The sequence below is a fragment of the Anaerotruncus sp. 1XD42-93 genome (assembly GCF_009917605.1).
Taxonomy (GTDB): domain Bacteria; phylum Bacillota; class Clostridia; order Oscillospirales; family Ruminococcaceae; genus Anaerotruncus.
Genome location: NZ_QZEG01000011.1, coordinates 18232 through 34007, shown reverse-complemented (window position 1 = coordinate 34007; position 15776 = coordinate 18232). Strand labels below are relative to the sequence as shown.

General features: G+C 53.9%; 15 protein-coding genes and 1 pseudogene. 11 read left to right on the top strand and 5 right to left on the bottom strand.

Going from position 1 to position 15776, the window contains the following annotated elements:
* Nucleotides 1-305: 305 nt before the first annotated feature.
* The 3 genes and pseudogenes from D5269_RS06275 to D5269_RS06265 form a co-directional block, all read right to left on the bottom strand.
* Nucleotides 306-896 (bottom strand): annotated as a pseudogene (locus D5269_RS06275) (manganese catalase family protein); the annotation flags it as partial.
* A 3-nt stretch (nucleotides 897-899) separates the two neighbouring features.
* The gene (locus D5269_RS06270) at nucleotides 900-1151 is read right to left on the bottom strand and encodes a spore coat protein CotJB (protein ID WP_120484230.1); all 252 of its coding nucleotides are present in this window, start codon (nucleotides 1149-1151) and stop codon (nucleotides 900-902) included.
* Nucleotides 1144-1344, bottom strand: coding sequence for a spore coat associated protein CotJA (locus tag D5269_RS06265; RefSeq protein WP_016315609.1), 201 nt, complete (start codon nucleotides 1342-1344; stop codon nucleotides 1144-1146). The genes D5269_RS06270 and D5269_RS06265 overlap by 8 nt, the downstream gene beginning before the upstream one ends.
* A gap of 503 nt (nucleotides 1345-1847) precedes the next feature.
* On the opposite strand from D5269_RS06265, the gene D5269_RS06260 reads away from it, so the two are divergent.
* From D5269_RS06260 to D5269_RS06210, 11 genes are all read left to right on the top strand, one after another.
* Nucleotides 1848-2708, top strand: coding sequence for a glycosyltransferase family 2 protein (locus tag D5269_RS06260; RefSeq protein WP_016315611.1), 861 nt, complete (start codon nucleotides 1848-1850; stop codon nucleotides 2706-2708).
* Nucleotides 2709-2738: 30 nt separating this feature from the next.
* Nucleotides 2739-3914, top strand: a complete 1176-nt coding sequence (locus D5269_RS06255) for an EpsG family protein (RefSeq protein WP_081644968.1) — start codon at nucleotides 2739-2741, stop codon at nucleotides 3912-3914.
* A gap of 10 nt (nucleotides 3915-3924) precedes the next feature.
* Nucleotides 3925-5316: an undecaprenyl-phosphate glucose phosphotransferase gene (locus tag D5269_RS06250; RefSeq protein WP_120484229.1), complete on the top strand. Its 1392-nt coding sequence runs from the start codon at nucleotides 3925-3927 to the stop codon at nucleotides 5314-5316.
* Nucleotides 5317-5419: 103 nt separating this feature from the next.
* Complete coding sequence (locus D5269_RS06245) at nucleotides 5420-5923, top strand: hypothetical protein (protein ID WP_120484228.1); 504 nt, start codon at nucleotides 5420-5422, stop codon at nucleotides 5921-5923.
* Between the two features lie 15 nt (nucleotides 5924-5938).
* Nucleotides 5939-6640 carry a CPBP family intramembrane glutamic endopeptidase gene (locus D5269_RS06240; protein WP_120484227.1) on the top strand — a complete coding sequence of 234 codons (702 nt, stop codon included), beginning with the start codon at nucleotides 5939-5941 and terminating at the stop codon, nucleotides 6638-6640.
* Nucleotides 6641-6842: 202 nt separating this feature from the next.
* The gene (locus D5269_RS06235) at nucleotides 6843-8369 is read left to right on the top strand and encodes a hypothetical protein (RefSeq protein WP_120484226.1); all 1527 of its coding nucleotides are present in this window, start codon (nucleotides 6843-6845) and stop codon (nucleotides 8367-8369) included.
* Nucleotides 8370-8772: 403 nt separating this feature from the next.
* The gene (locus D5269_RS06230) at nucleotides 8773-9558 is read left to right on the top strand and encodes a type III pantothenate kinase (RefSeq protein WP_120484225.1); all 786 of its coding nucleotides are present in this window, start codon (nucleotides 8773-8775) and stop codon (nucleotides 9556-9558) included.
* A 50-nt stretch (nucleotides 9559-9608) separates the two neighbouring features.
* Nucleotides 9609-10244: an ECF transporter S component gene (locus D5269_RS06225; protein ID WP_016315618.1), complete on the top strand. Its 636-nt coding sequence runs from the start codon at nucleotides 9609-9611 to the stop codon at nucleotides 10242-10244.
* Between the two features lie 355 nt (nucleotides 10245-10599).
* Nucleotides 10600-11502 carry a YafY family protein gene (locus D5269_RS06220; protein ID WP_158604883.1) on the top strand — a complete coding sequence of 301 codons (903 nt, stop codon included), beginning with the start codon at nucleotides 10600-10602 and terminating at the stop codon, nucleotides 11500-11502.
* Nucleotides 11503-11570: 68 nt separating this feature from the next.
* Entirely contained in the window at nucleotides 11571-12251 is a 681-nt protein-coding gene (locus tag D5269_RS06215; protein WP_016315620.1) for a zinc ribbon domain-containing protein, read from the top strand.
* Nucleotides 12251-13141, top strand: a complete 891-nt coding sequence (locus D5269_RS06210) for a radical SAM protein (RefSeq protein ID WP_199735696.1) — start codon at nucleotides 12251-12253, stop codon at nucleotides 13139-13141. Before D5269_RS06215 ends, D5269_RS06210 begins: the two co-directional genes overlap by 1 nt.
* Nucleotides 13142-13266: 125 nt before the next feature.
* Here D5269_RS06210 and D5269_RS06205 read toward each other — a convergent pair whose 3' ends face one another.
* On the bottom strand, nucleotides 13267-14691 hold the full coding sequence (locus tag D5269_RS06205) for an MATE family efflux transporter (RefSeq protein WP_016315622.1): 1425 nt from the start codon (nucleotides 14689-14691) through the stop codon (nucleotides 13267-13269).
* Between the two features lie 239 nt (nucleotides 14692-14930).
* A complete protein-coding gene (locus tag D5269_RS06200; protein ID WP_120484221.1) occupies nucleotides 14931-15758 on the bottom strand; it encodes a putative hydro-lyase in 828 nt (275 codons plus the stop codon).
* Nucleotides 15759-15776: the final 18 nt, after the last annotated feature.

The window sequence follows — 15776 nt, the reverse complement described above, 5'->3', positions numbered from 1 at the left end:
GCACAGGCGGTTCTAATATATGCGAGTTTCTTACATCAGCCGCATCCACAGCCGCCACGCTTATTTCGTTTGGCATAAGGGGCGGGCTGCTGCGCAAACGGGAATTTACAGCTGCCCATGGGGTGTGGCTGCGCGCATCCGCATCCGCACCCATTCGGGGAGGAGGGCTGCTCCGGCATTTTTGCACATGGAGCGGGTTCCGATGGAGCACCGCAGCCACAGGGTGGAACAACAACGACCTCTTCCGCTGTCTGCGGACAGGCGGCTGCTCCGATCGGCATTGCCTCAGGCGGGTTGCAGTGGGTGTCAAAACTCGGGTTGAACGCATAGAAGTTTTTGGAGTTCAGGCCGTCCTGTGTAATCCGCAGCGCATCTCCAAAACGCTGGAAGTGGACGATCTCGCGCTCCCGCAGGAATATGATGGGATCGCGCACATCCGGGTCGTCGATCAGCCGCAGGATATTGTCATAGGATAGCCGGGCCTTCTGTTCTGCAGCGAGGTCTTCGTAGAGATCGGCAAGCGCGTCACCAGTGACCTGAAGCGTCGCCGTCGAGAACGGTACCCCGGATGCTGCCTGCGGATAAACCCCGGTGGTATGATCGACAAAATAGGTATCGAACCCACTCTTCTTAATATCGCAGATTGAGAGATTGCGGGTGAGCTGATAGAGGATTGCTGAAATCATCTCGATATGGGCGAGTTCTTCCGTACCAATATCAGTTAAGATCCCTTTCACCTTGGAAGATGGCATACTGTAACGCTGCTGCAGATAGCGGGTTGCGGCTCCGAGCTCACCGTCTGGGCCACCGAGCTGGGAAATAATTGCTTTTGCCAGTGCGGGGTTGGGATTTTTGATTTTTACAGGGTATTCGAGTTTTTTTTCATACAGCCACATGTATTACGCCTCCATTTCCCAGGGCCACGGGCTGTCTACCCAGGTCCATCTGTCAGGGTCATTGTTCGAGCGGATATTCAGCGGGCCGAACTGCGCCTGATATGCGGCCGCGGCTTCGTCGCGCATCTGGCGATGCTTCTGGTAGTATGCGAGTCCCTTTTGACAGGAGGGGTGGCTGTCGAGATAAAGGCCCACCTCAGTCAACGCAAAATCGCACATACGGATCTGGTTTAGCAGACGATGACGTTCACACACAGGAACACGCCCCCTCCAAAAAAGGTTTATCCAGCCCGGGGAATATTGTGCCGCGGCGGATTGCCTCGGGCAGTTCATAGACGTCCTCCCATTCCTGCCATGGGGAGTAGAGCATGGCGAGGGCGGGCATGTTGTCGGGGCATTGCTGCTGGACAACAATCACATCGGCGCCTGGCTTCAGATTACATTCCATATACCTGCTTCTCCTTTTCCAAATTTTAGGTTGGGACCGAAGTCCCTTTATCACATTCTATGGAGGCGGTTGGGTTTGGTGCAATGGGCGCCCCGCCTCATAAAAAGCGGTAAAACGGAAAAGCTCAAAAAAATTTGGCAGATATGCGGGTAAAACCAGGGGAGTCCGGCGGACAAAAAACAGGAAATCCGGTGCGGGAGAAACCGTCAGGTCACGAAAAATTCAAAATTTATGGCGGAACAAAACTTGTCATTATGGGGAGGATATAGTATAATCGAAGTATTTTAAAAGGGCCATTTCGATTCTTTGGCTTTCTGTGGTGCCTTTGCCGCAGAAGGCTGCCCACAGCGTTCCTGCTTGGGATTTTAGGACCTGTATGCCTGGTATGCTGGAGGGCTATCATAGTAAAAATCTGTTTTGTGACCAGAGACGGCAGAAACTGCTGGTCAACGCCGTGAGACAGGTTTTTAAAAGAAATTCCCAGAGAAACGGTGGGCGGTGCTATGCAGGCCGGACCTGAACTTTCGATTGTGATGATTAACTATAACGCAAAGGAGTTGACCGCACAGGCGGTTGACTCTATTTTTGCTGTATCACCGCAGCTATCGTTTGAGATTGTGCTGGTTGAAAATGGAGATCGTCCAGAGGAGCAGTTTCCAGGCCGGCCTGGCGTAACCGTTTTGCGGAACGTTGAGAACCACGGGTTTGGTCATGCCTGCAATACCGGTGCGGCAGCAGCCAAGGGGAACTGCCTGCTTTTCCTGAACAACGACACGATTATGCATCCGGGGACGCTCGAAGCCTGTACAGCCTATCTGAAAGAAAATCCCCGGACGGGTGGACTGGGGGCGCGCACCCTGCTGGCGGACGGGACGCTCGACCATGCCTGCAAGCGGGGGTTCCCCACCCCGATGGCTTCCCTGTACTATTTTACTGGGATGGACAGGCGCCACCCGAAGAGCCGCAGGTATGGGGCCTATCGCCAGACCTTCCTGCCGGAGGATGCGGTTGCGCCGGTGGATTCGGTGGCGGGATCGTTTCTGATGATGCCGCGGCGGGTGTTTGAGCAGGCAGGTGGGTTCGATGAGACATTTTTTATGTATGGGGAGGACATCGACCTCTGTTACCGGGTGAAACAGGCGGGCTATGAGATCGTCTATTATGGTGCGGCAAGCCTGACCCATCTCAAAGGGCAGAGCGGCCTGCATACCAAGTCAAGGCGGGTGATCCGCCAGTTTTATGATGCGATGGCATTGTTCTATAATAAGCATTATCGTGGTCTGTATCCACGTCCGGTCTCGTGGGCGGTCTTGTCTGCAATCTGGGCAAAGCGGACGCTGTCCCTCATCCGCGCGCGGAACTGATCTCAAAAAGAATTGATCGAAGATGGAGGAATGGAATTGTTACCTTATATCTTGCTGGCCGTACTTGCCGGAGGGTTTGGGCTGGTCTGCGAACGCAGGCAGTCCCGCAGACTGGATTTTGCATTCCTGCTGCTGCTGACCGCAGTCATGGTCGGGATGGCGCTTCTGCGCGCGCCGCAGGTGGGGATTGACTACGAATTTACCTACAAGAACTATTTCAACCAGACCGACGGCCAGGGGCTTGCATGGCTGACATCCCCCGCAAATGCCTACAAATCGGAACCCGGCTATGGGGTGCTCAACCTGCTGGTCGGCATCTTCACCGACAGCCCGCTGGTTTTTGCGGGAATTGCGTCCTCGCTGATTATCCTACTGCGGATGGCCTGGACCTGGAAACATTCGTCAATCGTCTGGTTGAGCGTGTTTGTCTATATCACCTTCGACTTTTTCGGATATGCGCTCTGCACCCTGCGGCAGGAGCTTGCGATTTCGATTGCACTGTTTGGCATTCCGTTCCTGCAAAAGCGCAAAATCGTCCCCTATATGCTGATCGCGGTGGCTGCTGGGCTGTTCCACACCAGCCTTTGGATTATGGTGCCCATCTATTTCCTTGCAACCCTGCCGGTGAACAAGATCACCCTGCCGCTCTATCTGGGGGGGACGGTCTGCGTCCTGCTGTTTGCGGAGCCGCTTGTGGAACTGTTCATCCGGTTTGTCCCCAAATATGCCGGATATATGCCCGGCAGCTACTTCATGCAGGGCCGCGACTTCAACACCGCGCTGATCCCGGTGATCGTCGGGGCGCTGGCGGTTGTTCTCAAGGGGAAACTGCTCGAGCGGAACCCTGGGAACATTGTCTTGATTAACTTTTCGGTCTATGCGGGGCTGCTGTTTGTGATTACAGTGAAGCATTTTGTGTTCCAGCGGGTTGCATTGATCTTTTTGCCGGCGGCGATGCTGCTGATTCCCGAGATGGTCAAATGCATGATCCGGCCCGAGTGGGAAAAGGAAGCAGCGGATACATCGGGGCAGAAGTACGAAAAACGGGGCGGCAGCTATGTCCGCAAACGGGACAATCTCAAAACTGCGCAGGAGATGTACCGGCTCACGATGGGGATGCTGATGGCGGCGAGCGTGCTTTATTTCTTTTTCCTGCTCAACACCAACCGGCTCGACCTCGTGCCCTACCTGACGATTTTCAGCTAGGAGGCAGGACATGATTAAAGAGAACCAACGCCTGCTCAACTGGCTCTTGAAGCTCGCGGATGTGTCGATCGCCATACTGGTGATGCCGGTCGCCTACTATATCCGGTTTGACCTGCTTTTTGGCAGGCCGGGGATCGGGCCGGGCTACTATATGCAGCTGCTGGTGGTGATCCTGCCGCTCTACCTGCTGCTCTACTACCAGTTCAACCTCTACGACCCGTTCCGCTACAAGTCACTGCTGAGCGAGGTGCGGCGGGTCGTGCAGGCGAACGCGGTAGGGCTTGTCCTCATCTTTGTGCTCAACTTTTTTCTGCGCGAGGTGGATGTCTCCCGCCTGACCATCGTGATCTTTTCGGGGCTGAACACCGCCCTGACCGCCCTGATCCGGGTGAGCCTGCGCAAAACCCTACGCGTGCTCCGGGAGAAGGGGTACAACATCAAGCATCTGCTGCTGGTGGGATGGAACGAATCGACGGGGGATTTTTTCGACCGGATCACATCCAACAAACAGTTTGGATACCAGATCGAGGGCTACCTGAGCGACAAGGTGCGCCAGGTGGGGAACCGCAGCATTCTATATAAGGGGACGATCTCGCATCTTGCCGACCTGCTCGACCAGGAGGAGATCGACGAGGTCATCATTTCGCTTGACTACGATGAATTCCCGCTGCTGGCTGAGATCATAGAGGTCTGCGAAAACGAAGGGGTCAAATCCAACCTTCTGCCGTTTTACACAAAATATCTTCCGTCCAAACCCTACATAGACGATATTGACGGGCTTCCGCTGATTAACATCCGGCATATCCCGCTGGACAATTTCCTGTACAGCTTTCTCAAGCGCGCGTTTGATATTGTTGCCTCTGCGCTGGGGCTGGTGGTGCTTTCGCCGCTGCTGCTGGTGACAGCGGCCGGCGTCCGGCTGACCTCCCCCGGCCCGGTGATTTATAAGCAGCTGCGGGTGGGCAGAAATAAGAAGGAATTTATGATGTACAAGTTCCGGTCGATGCGGGTGGACGGCAACGCGGACATGACCACCTGGGGCGGGCGGGCCGACAGCCGCCGGACCGCGTTCGGGACCTTCATCCGCAAATGCAGCATTGACGAGCTGCCGCAGCTTTTCAATGTGCTCAAAGGGGATATGAGCCTGGTTGGGCCGCGGCCCGAGCGGGAATATTTTGTACAGAAGTTCCGCGAGGAAGTTCCTCTTTATATGCTCAAGCATCTGGTGCGGCCGGGGATCACCGGCTGGGCACAGGTGAACGGATGGCGGGGGGACACCTCGATCGTTGAGCGGATCAAGTGCGACATCTACTATATTGAGAACTGGTCGTTCCTGCTCGACCTGAAAATCCTGATTATGACCGTATTCAAAGGCATTATCAACCCGGAAGAGGAACTATAATAGAACGGGAGACTGATTGCGCAGGCTCCCAATCTGTGTTATAATCGAAAGTACTATATAATAGTAAGAGGTGGACGGAAGAGTTGGGAAAGGATGGGTAAAGATGGATGAGATGAGATTGCTCGAAGCGATCGGCAAGATGATGGACGAAAAGCTGGAGCAGACGTTAGAAGAGAAGATTGGTAAGGTTCTGGATGAGAAACTAGAACAGACATTAGAAGAAAAACTCGGAAAAGTCTTGGATGAGAAGCTGGATCAAAAGTTCGATGAAAAGCTTGGTAAAGTTCTGGACGAAAAGCTGGACCAAAAATTTGATGAAAAGTTGGCGCCGGTTCATGAACGGCTGGGGCGGCTGGAGAACGATGTCTCCGGGCTGAAAAGGGATATGGCGGAGGTCAAAGCGGACATCAAGGACCTGAAATACAGGGTGATTGTCCTGGAGGACAAGGTTGACGTAATGAGAAAAGACATCGACGGGATGAAAGCCGACATCGACGAGATGAAATATCAGGGTGAAGTTACCCGGTCGGGCGTGAACACGCTGTTGAGCTGGGCGGAAAATGTGGAATCGGTGGTAAAGGTGCCGTTGATGGGCGCGGCCCGCTGATTTGTGGGAGGATTTATGAAAAAAAACAATGTAATCGAGATGCCGCTGAAAAAATCGGTACTCTGGCGGGACATGATCATCCTGTTCGTCTGCTCGATGGCAATTCCTTATCTGGTGCAGTATTTTGTAGGGCTTACAGAGGATCAAAGCCTTAAGAAGTTCATCCAGATGGTCAGTGTGGTGATCTGGTATTTTGTGCTATGGGTGCTCATAACCAAAGTTGAGCGGCGCAGTATGGCGGCGTTTGATTATGAGGATCGATATTTAGGGCGGCAGATTCTTTGGGGTATTTTGCTGGGGATCGCGCTCTTTCTTGTCTTGGGATTGGTTCCGATCCTGCTGCGGACCACAACGATTCTGTTCAACCCCTTCACACCCGAATCAGTCAAGGGGCAGCTGCTCTATGAATTTGTATACAACTTTTTCTTTGTTGCACAGGTGGAAGAAAAAGTTTTCCGCGGTTATTATCTGGCGCGGGTGGAAGAAGCGACCGGTTCCAAGTTTATCGCTGTTTTAGGGTCTACGATTCTGTTTGTAATTCCACATATGATTGCGCGGGGGATTGGTACCTATCTGGTTTCTACTAGTGTCATGGGTCTCGTTCTTGCATTAACAAGGCTCCGGCTCAAAACTTATTCAATGCTTACGGTTGTCCTCGCGCATGGCCTTTACAACTTTATACTCAATATATTCGGCTTGTATTGGATCATTTTTTAACCGCTGTTTCATAGCAAAGAGATGCAATTTGGTATAAATGCATAAAAAAGCATGAAAAATTAGGCGAAAAATAGGTTTGACAAAAGCAAATCTTGCCGCTATAATAAGCATATGGATACGGTCTTGGAATGTTTTGGAGAGAGCAGGAAGGGAACGGTCCTACGATTGAAATTGATTTTTTGAAATTAGGAGGTAGTTTACCATGAAAAGATTGGTATCTTTGACCATGGCTGCTGCTTGCGCTCTGTCTCTGGCTGTTCCGGCTTTCGCTGTTGACAAGACAGATGTTATCGATAGTGGTTCTGCGAACCAGATCGAGGCGGCAGTTTCTGGTTATGAGGAGACTATTAAAGGCGAAGAAAAGGTAGCAACTTCGGCATTCGGCAAGGCCAATGCAACTGTTGCAGACTTTGTCCCGAATCTTGGCCTGACAGGCATCAATGTAAAGGTAGCGACTGGTGAGAGCAATGCCTCGGTTGCGCTGAAAGTTGCGAAAGCGATTGATGCGAAGGTTGGCTATACCGCATATGTTCGTTACAACAGCCCGAACGGCACTTGGAGAGAACTCTTGGGCGATGTCCCGACAGTGCTTGATACTACTCTGGATGAGAATACGGTCGTTGTAGATGCCGCTTACAATGCAACTATTGATAGAGGCAATGCAGTTCTGATTGAGAACATGACTCTGGACGATCTGTTCTACAACTTTGCATCTGATCGTGCAGGCGATGATATCGAACTGGTCTTTGGTTCTAGCGCTAAGAACGATGATGATGGCGTTCTCCCGAACAAGACCGCTTATATGGTCGTGAAAGGTGTTTATGAGAAAACTTCTGACCTTGGCATTGATGTGAAAGCGGTTGAGGGCGGCAAGTATATCAAGAGCATCAAAGATACTTCCAAATCCTTCGGTACCGGTGGTGAAATCCTGGTTGATGTCAATGGCAATAAAATTGACTTCCAGGGTCGCTACAGAGTTATTGAGATTAAGTTCAAAGAGAATATGACCGATGATGAGTTCAAGGTTGTCTTCGATGTGAAAGTTCGTGCCAAGAAAGCTGTCAACGGCTGGGCAATCGGCGAGACCAAGAAATTCGAGGATGTTGCTGAGACTTGGATCTCCAACAACCTGTGGGATCTTGGCGACGGCGACTGGGCTGCTGGACAGGGTGGCTGGATGATTCAGCCTCTCAAGAACGAAGAGAATGAGATTATCTGGTATGATGAGAACAAAGACATTGCAAAGGTCGAGTTCTATGCGGATTCCGACACTGACAAGTTCTTTGCGAAACTGTCCACCAAGTGGAACAACGAGTGGTACTCTGACATGTTCCGCAACACCGATGCGTTCATCTTCAACTTTGTTGGCGCTCCGAAGATTTCTGCAACCTCTCGTGCAACTCTGACCATTTACAACCCGTTTGTAAATGACGAGGATGAGCTCGAGGTTGATCTCGACGAGCTGAAAGTCTACAAAGTCCTTGACACCGCTGCTCTGGCTGCAACCACCGAAGAGGCGATTGCTGAGGCCATTGCTGACGGCCGCATCGAGGATGTCACCAACCTCTTCACCGCTGGTGAGAACGAGGATGGCGATCAGGTTCTGACCACCAGAACTCGTGACCTGGGCACCTACATCGTTACCACTGCAACCCCTGCAGACCTGGTTGATGATGTTGTGGTCGACAGCACCAACAATGGTAAAGTCAACCCCGGCACTGGCCGCTAATTGATCGTTAGCACTCTGCCGCAAGGCTGAATCAGACCTAATTAAGTTTTCCCGGGGGTCGGGAGACCCCCACAAAATTTTAATCACGGCCCTAGAACACAGCGGATGTCTCTCCAGTATCCGCTGTGTTTCTTTTTTTATTGGGGATGGGACGAGGCAAGGGGGCTTTTTCACTTGCAAAAAGCCCCCTCTTGCCGCTACGCGGCAATTCACCCGAAAAAAGCGCTTCACAGGATAAAGCATTCCGCGCTCTGCGGAGCGCGTCGGGGGCTCTGCCCCTCGACCCCGCAATTTTTTGAAAAAAATTGAGTAAAACTTTTTGGATTGAGATAGTTGACAATGCGGCCGCTCCAGATATAATAGATATGGACTTCATACCGAACCAGAAAAGGGGGGATTGGCTATGATCCTGACGGTACATATTGACAACCGCGTAATTTCACTCGGCTGTTATGAAAAAGCAGAACTGCTTGTATCCAGCTCGATCGCAGTCAATCCGCTCGGCACAGCCGACCAATATGCCGCGGAGATACAGCAGGTGCTCCGCTTCCGCGGAATCGACACAGACGCCATCGATGGCGCTGTGATCTCTTCTGTGGTACCGGCGCTGACCAGTCGGCTGAAACAGGCTGCGGACCATCTGCTCAATGGCGGAAAAACGCTGACCGTCGGTGCGGGCATCAAAACCGGGCTTGACATCCGATGGGATAGCGCGGCGTCGGTGGGGTCGGATTTCATCTGCAATGCGGTGGCTGCCCTGCGGGAGTTTACGCCTCCGCTTGTTGTGATCCACTTTGCAGGTGCCACCACCTTTACTGCAATCGACACGCATGGCGCTCTGGTTGGAAAATCCATCCTGCCGGGCGTTGAGGAATCGATGGCGCATCTTTGCCAAAGTGCGGCACAGCTTCCAGAGGTGTCGTTCGCGGCGAAAGCGCCTCTTTTCGGGCGCAGCACTGCGGATGCGATCCGTTCCGGCGTGCTCTATGGAACGACCAGCGCTGTAGAAGGGATGGTATCCCGGTATACGGAGATGTTGGGCGGGTCTGTCACGACAGTTGCAACCGGTGGAGAGGTTGCGCGGGCGGTGGTTTCGCTCTGCGGGGGCGGAATTCTCTTTCGGCCGAACCTGCTTCATGATGGGCTTTACCTCCTTTATGAGAAAAACCGGCAGGAGTCCAAAAAATAAATGCGTTGCATCCCGACTGTTTTGCGGGAGTGACAGCAGGAGGAATTTTTTTGGAAAAGACAAAAAACATCCGTTATCTCGTCCAGGTGTCCCTGATGGCGGCGATTGTATGCGTCGTCGCGTTCGTTCCATTTCTTGGCTTCATCCCATTGGGGGTGATTAAGGCCACCACCGTTCATATCCCGGTGATTATCGGTGCAATTCTGCTCGGCCCGAAGGCTGGGGCGGTGCTTGGAGCGGTATTTGGGCTGACCAGCGTCATCAAAAATACGATCGAACCGGCGGTGGTTTCGTTCGTATTTACCCCGCTGATTCCCGCGCCCGGTGAAACTGCGGGCAGTCTCAAGGCATTGCTGATCGCATTTATCCCGCGTATCCTCACCGGTGTAGTGGCCGCGCTGGTCTACCGGGCGATTGCGCGGTTTAATAAAACCAAGACGGTTGCATGTGTCGCGGCGGGTCTCGCTGGTTCGATGACCAATACGGCGTTGGTGATGGGCAGCATCTATTTCCTGTTTGGGCAGCAGTACGCCGCCGCTCGGGAGGTCGCTTTTGAAAAGTTGGCTGGTGTGCTGATGGCGGTTGTTTTTACAAATGGTCTGGCGGAAGCCGCGGTTGCTGGTGTGCTTTGTGCACTGATTGCGCGGCCGTTGGTATCTGTATTTGAAAAACAGAGGCAGAAATAATAGAGAGGCAGACGCATTTCGCGTCTGCCTTTGCTTCGGCCTAAAAGCCGCTTTTTGCGCGGATTAGACCTATGCCCGTCGACCTCCGCGTTAAGAGCCGCCTTTGTCGGTTGTGATTTTTTAAAATATTTGGAATCAGTCAAAGGAGGCGGGGACGAGGGCGACAGTAAGAACCTGTATTCATAATCAGAGGATGCCGGATGGGCGAGGGATTTTGCTGCCCTGCAAGGCGAAAAAACGCGGACAATACTTTGTGTATTGCAAGATTTTTCAACGCGGCAGGCCGGCAAAAGACCCGCTCAGGCGGTGGCGAATGGTTGTGAATACGGGTTCTAAATGTGAGGGAGGAAGAGCGATGAGAGAGGGAAGGTTGTTTCAGCTTTTGTATCTGCTGATCGAGCGGGGCGGAATGACTGCGGTTGCACTTGCGGAGAAACTCGAAGTTTCGGTGCGGACGATCTACCGGGATGTGGACGCCCTTTCAGCAGCGGGAATCCCGATCTACGCCGAACGGGGAAAAGGCGGTGGTGTGCGCCTGACCGAAGGGTTTGTGCTCGACCGGTCTTTGCTTTCGGCCGATGAACAGGATATGATTCTTGCGGCTTTACGCGGGATGCAGGCGGCGGATGCGGTGAAATGCGGACAGATGCTTGAACGGTTGGGCGGGCTGTTCCGCCGGGAAGCGGTCGACTGGGTAGATATCGACTTTTCCGCGTGGGGCAGCGACGCAGTTGAGCGGGAGCGGTTCGAGATGCTGAAGCAGGCGATTCTGCGGCGGGAGACGGTCTCATTCGGGTACTACAGCGCGGACGGAAACCGAAGTGACCGCGAGATCGAACCGGTTCGGCTGCGGTTCAAGGGCGGGAACTGGTATCTACAGGGATTTTGCCTGCTTAGAAACGAATGGAGGCTGTTCCGGCTTTCGCGGATCGAGAATCTATGTCTGACTGGGCGTCTGTTCCCCCTGCGCGGGAATCCGCCGTCCGAGTTGGAACCCGCCTCCTGTCCACAGGCAGACCTGGTCCTGCGGTTCACCGAGCGGGTGGGATTTCGCATTTACCATACCTTTCGCAGGGAAGAGGTCACCCATGAGCCAGAAGGCGGCTTTACGGTACGCACAAGCTACCCGGACGATCGTTGGATTTTGGGATTTCTGCTCTCATTCGGACCGGATGTGCGGGTGATCTCTCCGCCTTCACTTGGGCAGGCATTGGCGGAACAGGCGAAAAAAATCTGTGAACTTTATAAATACCGCTGAAACATGACACAGGGTGTCATGTATTGGATGATAAAATAGGGTCAAAAACAGGAAAGAAGGCACTCTGAATGAATTATGAGGTTGTAAGGCTCCCGAAGATTACTGTAGCAGGCCCCTGTGCACGCACCACCAATCAAAAATCGGAGAAAATAGGAGAACTCTGGCAAGCGTTGTTTACCATCCAGCCGGATCGTGGGGAAACCTACGGGGTATACACCAACTATCAGGGTGGGATTGACGGAGAATATGACGCAGTCGCGGCGCGGAAATACTATCCAGGGGACCCGCTTCCGGATGGATTCCAGGTGGTGGAAATCCCTGCGGGCAGTTACGCAAAATTCTCATTCCGGGGCGACCCTGCGCGCGATGTCGGCGGCTTCTGGAAACAGATCTGGGCGGAGCCGATCCCCCGCAGATTTGCGTGCGATTTCGAGCGGTATGTTGGGGACGGTCCGGACGGGATGGAAATTGAGATTTATGTTGGAATCCCAGATTTCTGCCAGAGCTGCGGGATGCCGATGCAGAAAGAGGAGGATTATGGTACCGAGACAGATGGAAGCCGCAGTGAGGACTATTGCGTCTACTGCTACAAGGACGGGAAATTTCTCGCAGACTGCACGATGGAGCAGATGGTCGACTTCTGCCTGAAGATCGGGGAGGACGCAGGGCGATATCCGGATCGGGAGCAAGCGAAGCAGCAGATGCTGACATACTTCCCGACCCTCAAACGGTGGAAAACAGAAAAATGATCGAATACATCTCCGCTAAAACGATCGTCACCCGCACTAAGGCATCGGGAAGCTGGTTTGGAATCGACTACAATATGAACATCTACCGAGGCTGTTGCCATGGGTGCATCTATTGTGACAGCCGGAGTGACTGCTATCAGATCGAGGGGTTCGATCGGGTGCGCGCCAAGCAGGATGCACTGCGCATTATCCGGGACGATCTGCGGCGCAAGGTGCGGCAGGGGGTGGTCGGGACCGGTGCAATGAGTGACCCGTACAATCCATTTGAAGAGGAGCTGGAGCTGACCCGCCATGCACTCGAACTGCTGGAAGCATACGGATTCGGGGCAGCGGTCGCGACCAAGAGCAGCCTGATCGAACGGGACGTGGACATCCTGAAGGGGATTGCGTCGCAGGCGCCGGTACTCTGCAAAGTCACGGTCACCACCTGTGACGATTCCCTCGCCGCGAAAGTGGAACCGGGTGCACCGCCCTCTTCCCGCCGGTTTGATACGGTTGCCCGGCTCCGTCAGGCTGGACTGTTTGCGGGCATCCTGCTGATGCCGGTTCTGCCCTTTCTCGAAGATACCGAAGAAAATGTGCTAGGGATTGTGCGGGAAGCAAAGCGGGCGGGCGCACGCTTTATCTATCCGGCGTTCGGGATGACTATGCGGGACGGACAGCGGGAGTGGTATTATCGGGAGTTGGAGACCCGATTCCCCGGACAGGGGCTTGCCCAGACCTATGCCAGGCGGTACGGGAGGCGTTACGAGTGTGCCAGTCCGCGCGCTGCCAAGCTGTGGGAGCGGTTCTCAGCAGCCTGTGACCGGGAGGGAATCCTCTATCGGATGCAGGAGATTATCCGCGGGTATCGGACGGGATATGAGGACGCCCAGCTTCGGTTCCTTTGAAAAAGGGCAATAAAAAGGATTGGGGCATAAGCTCCAATCCTTTTTTGTGTGGGATGAAAAGTCCGATTCGGGCAAAAAGGCCATTTACATTGCTTAGGTTCTGGTGCACAGGGCGAATCGGGTTCTCAGTCCGAGGATACGGGTGCACTTTCTTTTGGAGTGGGGGATTCCGGCTCATAACCACACTTGGCGATCCTGCGCCGAAGCCATCCGCCGCGCAGATAGTAGATGACAAAGAGAAGGGATGTGATCGACCAGGTCAGCGGATAGCTGAACATGACGGTAGTCATCTCATGCCGCAGCGGGAGGGCGGCAAACACCCAGACGATCCGCAGCAGGCAGACCCCGCAACCGGTCATAATCATCGGGACGAGCGAATCCCCAACGCCGCGGATCGCGCCTGACAGCACCTCGATACAGATATAGGTGGCATAGAACGGGACGAGGAACCGCAGCATCTGCATCCCCTCGGTCATCACCAGGAGATCGTCGGTAAAGATTTTAAAGATCGGTTCACAGAAGAAATAGAGGAAGAAACTGCAAAAGACAGCGGTTCCCAGCGTCAGTCCGAGACAGATACGCACACTCTGCCGGATGCGGTCGTATTTCTGCGCACCGAAGTTCTGCCCGACAAAGGTAGTCACCGAGATGCCGTAAGCACTCAGGATCATCCAGAAGAAACCGTCAATCTTACCGAATGCGGTCCATGCAGCGATTGTATTGGTGCCAAACGTGTTGATCGCCGACTGGATAATCATATTGGAGATTGTGTACATATTTGACTGCAAGCCAGCCGGAATCCCCACCTTGAGCACGCTTCTGAGAACGTGCGGGGTGAACTTCAGCTCCTCGGGGAACAGCCGGTAGACCTGGTTGGAGTGCATCAGTGTAAAGATCACCAGCCCGGCGGCGAGGATCTGCGAACTCAGGGTGGCCAGTGCAACCCCGAGCACCCCCAGCCGGAAGACCACCACAAGGATTAGGTCAAGGAAGATGTTGGTGAGACAGGCGGCCATCAGGAAATAGAGCGGACGCTGGGTGTCCCCAACCGCCCGCAGGATACCCGAACCGATATTGTAGAGGAAGGCCGCGACGATGCCGAAAAAGTAGACCCGCAGATAGGTCAGCGCATGATCCATGATGTCGGCAGGAGTGCCCATTGCGGTGAGCAGCGGGCGGGAGACCAGCAGACCGAGAACGGTCATGCACAGTCCCCCCACGACCGCCATCAGGATCGAGGTATGTACCGTCCGGCGCACATCGTCGTAGTTGTGCCCGCCGAAATGCTGTGCAATCGTGACGGTGGTGCCTGATGAGACACCGACAAACAGGTTGACAAACAGGTTAATCAGGGTACCGGTGGTGCCGCCGACCGCCGCAAGCGCCTCTTTGCCGACAAACTTGCCGACGATAATCGCATCTGCTGTATTGTAAAGCTGCTGGAAAAAGGTCCCGAGCAGGATGGGGAAAAAGAAAAACAGCAGCTGCTTCCAGATAACGCCTTCAGTGATCCCGTTTTCAACAGGCGCTGTATGACGCAGGAGACGCATGATTGGGATGCTCCTTTTCTTAGAATTTCAAAAAAATAACTGCCTGTCTGGACAGTATAACACAGCCTGCAAGCGGTGTCAAAAGGTTTTTTCAGTGCTCGCTGCGCGGCTTGCGGTGTGGTGGCAGGAGGAGGGCTATGGGGGTGAAAGGGGCTGTGAAACAGGTGCTTGGAGAATAAAGGTAGGGCGCCTCCAAACGGAAACCGTCCACGCCTGCACGTGGACGGTTTGACAAACAGTTATTTTGACTGTTTTTTCTCCTGTAGGTAATCATTCAGCTCTGCATTGGGGATGTCGGTAATAAACATATGCCCCGGCGAATGGGTAATCACGATCGGGGGCTTTGCTGCTTCGATCGCTGCCTGCGGCGTGACGCCACACGGCCAGAACACCGGAATCTCCCCCTCGCGGATTTCGACTGCTTCGCCGTAGTCGGGTTTCATGATATCTGCGACCCCGACTACCGATGGGTCCCCCATATGCACCGGCGCGCCGTGTACGTTGGGGAATTTGACCGTGATATCATAGGCAAGGCGGGCGTTTTCCGGGGTCATAGGGCGCATGCTGCAAACCATGGGGCCTTCAAACGGTCCGGCTTTGACCGTCTGGATGTTGGTCTTGTACATGGGGACGTTGCGTCCGGTCGCGATATGCCGGATTTCGATGCCTGCTTTCATCAGCGCTTCCTCGAAGGAGAAGCTGCACCCGATCAGGAACCCGACATACCCCTCTTTCCAGAACGCGGAGGCGTCGTTGACCTTTTCGCTGAACTCCCCGTTCCGGTAAATGAAATATTCGGGAATGTCGGTTACGATGTTGCCGCCCTCGCCCATATCATGGGTTTCCGGGGTGCCCTCAATGATCTCGAGCACCGGGCAGGGGAACGGGTTCTTTTCGGCGTATTCTTTGAAATCTGCTGCATATTCGGGCGGCAGGATCACGAGGTTGGCCTGTGCATATCCGCGGCACATGCCCGCAGTGGGGAAGGTGATCTCACCCGAACGGATGCGCTGGCGCACCTCGGCGGGGGACATGTCAACATAGGGGGTGATGTCAAAACGCGGCATGGTCATGCTCCTTTCGGT

What these genes read in the sequence shown, in the direction of transcription:
- D5269_RS06265 (WP_016315609.1), bottom strand. Translation starts at nt 1,344, where the DNA reads ATGGAATGTAATCTGAAGCCAGGCGCCGATGTGATTGTTGTCCAGCAG.
- D5269_RS06260 (WP_016315611.1), top strand. Translation starts at nt 1,848, where the DNA reads ATGCAGGCCGGACCTGAACTTTCGATTGTGATGATTAACTATAACGCA.
- D5269_RS06255 (WP_081644968.1), top strand. Translation starts at nt 2,739, where the DNA reads ATGGAATTGTTACCTTATATCTTGCTGGCCGTACTTGCCGGAGGGTTT.
- D5269_RS06250 (WP_120484229.1), top strand. Translation starts at nt 3,925, where the DNA reads ATGATTAAAGAGAACCAACGCCTGCTCAACTGGCTCTTGAAGCTCGCG.
- D5269_RS06245 (WP_120484228.1), top strand. Translation starts at nt 5,420, where the DNA reads ATGGATGAGATGAGATTGCTCGAAGCGATCGGCAAGATGATGGACGAA.
- D5269_RS06240 (WP_120484227.1), top strand. Translation starts at nt 5,939, where the DNA reads ATGAAAAAAAACAATGTAATCGAGATGCCGCTGAAAAAATCGGTACTC.
- D5269_RS06235 (WP_120484226.1), top strand. Translation starts at nt 6,843, where the DNA reads ATGAAAAGATTGGTATCTTTGACCATGGCTGCTGCTTGCGCTCTGTCT.
- D5269_RS06230 (WP_120484225.1), top strand. Translation starts at nt 8,773, where the DNA reads ATGATCCTGACGGTACATATTGACAACCGCGTAATTTCACTCGGCTGT.
- D5269_RS06220 (WP_158604883.1), top strand. Translation starts at nt 10,600, where the DNA reads ATGAGAGAGGGAAGGTTGTTTCAGCTTTTGTATCTGCTGATCGAGCGG.
- D5269_RS06215 (WP_016315620.1), top strand. Translation starts at nt 11,571, where the DNA reads ATGAATTATGAGGTTGTAAGGCTCCCGAAGATTACTGTAGCAGGCCCC.
- D5269_RS06205 (WP_016315622.1), bottom strand. Translation starts at nt 14,691, where the DNA reads ATGCGTCTCCTGCGTCATACAGCGCCTGTTGAAAACGGGATCACTGAA.
- D5269_RS06200 (WP_120484221.1), bottom strand. Translation starts at nt 15,758, where the DNA reads ATGCCGCGTTTTGACATCACCCCCTATGTTGACATGTCCCCCGCCGAG.